This window comes from Mycobacterium sp. E796 (genome assembly GCF_001672815.1).
Classification (GTDB): domain Bacteria; phylum Actinomycetota; class Actinomycetes; order Mycobacteriales; family Mycobacteriaceae; genus Mycobacterium.
Map to the genome: position 1 here is coordinate 1 of NZ_LZKK01000207.1, position 2656 is coordinate 2656.

A 2656-nucleotide genomic window follows, 5' to 3' on the forward strand; every position below is an offset into this window, starting at 1 on the left:
CGCGCCGCGATGATGCCCAAACGCCGGCGCACCCGCGCCCAAGACCGCGCCCACCGGGTGGCCACCGAACGCCGCCACAACCGCCAAGCCCGCCTTGCCCGAAAATCGGAGAACCGCGACTACTTCGCCCTGCCCCCACCCACCGGCGACGAGGAACCGCCGCCATTTTAAGGCGGGTTAAACCCCACGCGGGGACTGCGTTTCTTCCAGCGTCATCGGCAGGACGTACCAGCCAATGAGCGTCCGATGCCACCACGCACGGTCGCGCCGCAGCTCCCGCCACGTCGTGAACCGATACTCATACAACTGTGCGCGCACATAACGCGGCGGCGAGTCCGGAAATGGATTGCGCCGCAACAGCCGCAGCGTCGGACGGTCGTTGCGCAGCAGCCGCTGCATGAACGGCCTCAGCCACGGCTGCGCGTAACCGGGCGAGATCGCGGCGAACCACATCAGCCAGTCCAGGCGCAGATGGTAGGGGGCCCACTGCCGCGGCAGCCGTCGCACACCACCGGGTTTGCCCTTGAATTCGTATTCCCTCCACACGGTTTCGTCGGTGACCCGCGTCTCGTCGGTGCCCTCGATCACCACCTCGCGGCGGACGCGTCCGATGCTGCCGAACGCCCCGTACGTGTTCACCAGGTGAAATGGGTTGAAGGACATGTTCATTCGCTGACGCGGCGAGAGCATGTTGCGCAGCGGCCAGTAGCTCAGGAACAGCACGGCGGCACTGAACGCCATCACCACGGCGGCGAACCACAGCGGCGGCGCCGGCCACGCCGGATGCGCGGGCACCGGAAAGACGAGCGCCAGCGTCGAGTCGTCGATGGCGCTGAACGCCAGCAGGATGGTCACCCAGTTGAGCCAGGCGAAGTTGCCAGACGCCACCAGCCAGAGCTGGGTGACGACGACGATCGCGCCGGCCACGCTGGCCACCGGCTGCGGCGCGAACAACCCGAACGGCACGATCAGTTGGGCGAAATGGTTGCCGACCACCTCGACGCGGTGCAGGGGCCTGGGCAGGTGGTGGAACAACCAACTCAGCGGCCCCGGCATCGGCTGGGTCTCGTGGTGGTAGTACAGGCACGTCAGGTCGCGCCAGCACGGGTCGCCGCGCATCTTGATCAGCCCGGCGCCGAACTCGACCCGGAACAGCAGCAGCCGCGTCATCCACAGCGTCAACACGGGCGGCGCCACCCGGTCGTTGCCGAGGAAGATCATCAGGAAGCCCGCCTCCAGCAGCAGCGACTCCCAGCCGAACCCGTACCAGGTCTGACCGACGTTGACGATCGAGAGGTAGAGCACCCACAGCGCCAGCCACGCCAGCATCGCGGCCCACACCGGCACCAGGTCGGCCACCCCGGCGACGACGGCCGCCGCCAGCGCCGCCCCCAGCCACGCCACCCCCGCGAACAGCCGGTCGGAATAGCGAAGATGGAAAAGGCTCGGCGCCCGCCAAAAGGTCTGCCTGGCCAAGAACCGTGGCACCGGCAGCATTCCGTGCTCGCCGATGAGCGCCCGGAATTGCAGCGCGGCCGCGACGAAGGCGATCAGATAGATGGCCGCGACACCACGCTGCAGGACCATCCGGCCCAGCCAGTATTCGGGTGCCGAGAACCAACCCATGGTCGTCACGTATTACCAGTCAAGCAGCACGGAAACCGGAAGCCAACGCCCCGATTGTCAGTCCTCGCGTGGCCGCGGCTCCCGGTCCGGCAGCGCCACGACCGACGCGCCTAACACCGAAAGCGAAATCAGAGCCAGCAGTTGCACATACGCCGCATGCCCGGCGTAACCGTCGACCGAGCGCCACGGATGCCGCGAGAGCGCCGCCCCGGCCAGGATCAGCCCGCCGGCGCAGAGCCACATGGTCAAGGCGTCGCGCCGGCGCCGCACGGCATACCGCAGCCCCACCTCGGCGCCGGCCACCACCAGCCCCGCCGCGCCCGCGATCGCCACCCCGGCCGCCAGCACGCCGACCACCGCCCAGGGCCCCGGCGCCCACGGTCGGGCGGGCGGGTCGTCGGTGCGCCCGCGCCGGGTGCGCCACAAGGCGAGCGCGGCCAGCAGCGGCAGCAACGCCAGCCCCACCGCCAGGCCCGTCCGATACAGCGAATTGGACGCGAAGCTCAGCGTGATGGTGCCGGGGTCCCCCGCCGGCACCACCCAGCCCTGCTGCCACCCGTTGACCGCGACCGGCGTCAACGGGGCGCCGGCGGCGGTGCGGGCCACCCAGCCGGGGTTGATGCTCTCGGGGATGACCAACAGCCGCTCGGTGGGCGACGCGGGCGCCCGCACCTCGCGACGGCTCGGACCCCACGCCCCGGTAGGGGCGGGAGCCAGGAAGGGCTCAGTCGCGCTGGGTGTCTCGGCGGCGGCCGGGGTCGACAGCCGGGCCCCGTCCACGACGAACTGGGCGCCGGGGCTGATCAACAGCTCCTGCTGGCCGGCCGGCAGCGCGATCGGTTCGGTTTCGCAGGGCTGCGCCGCGACCGGTTCGCCGTCCAGCAGCGCGCCGGCGGTGGTGCGGATCGAGGTGTGCACGAACCGGCCGGCGACGGCGACGACCGGCCCGCGGTCGCAGCCGACGGTGATCTCCCGCGACCGGTTGCGGGCGGCGTCGGCGGGCGCGATCGGGTTGCCGTCGGCGCCCAGC

At 70.9% G+C, this 2656-nt stretch carries 1 protein-coding gene and 1 pseudogene; both read right to left on the minus strand.

From position 1 onward, the window contains the following. Window positions 1–177 precede the first annotated feature (177 nt). A complete protein-coding gene (locus tag A5706_RS15305) occupies window positions 178–1626 on the minus strand; it encodes a lipase maturation factor family protein (protein ID WP_068132062.1) in 1449 nt (482 codons plus the stop codon). Between the two features lie 57 nt (window positions 1627–1683). Next, a pseudogene (locus A5706_RS33670) lies at window positions 1684–2656 on the minus strand (hypothetical protein); the annotation flags it as partial.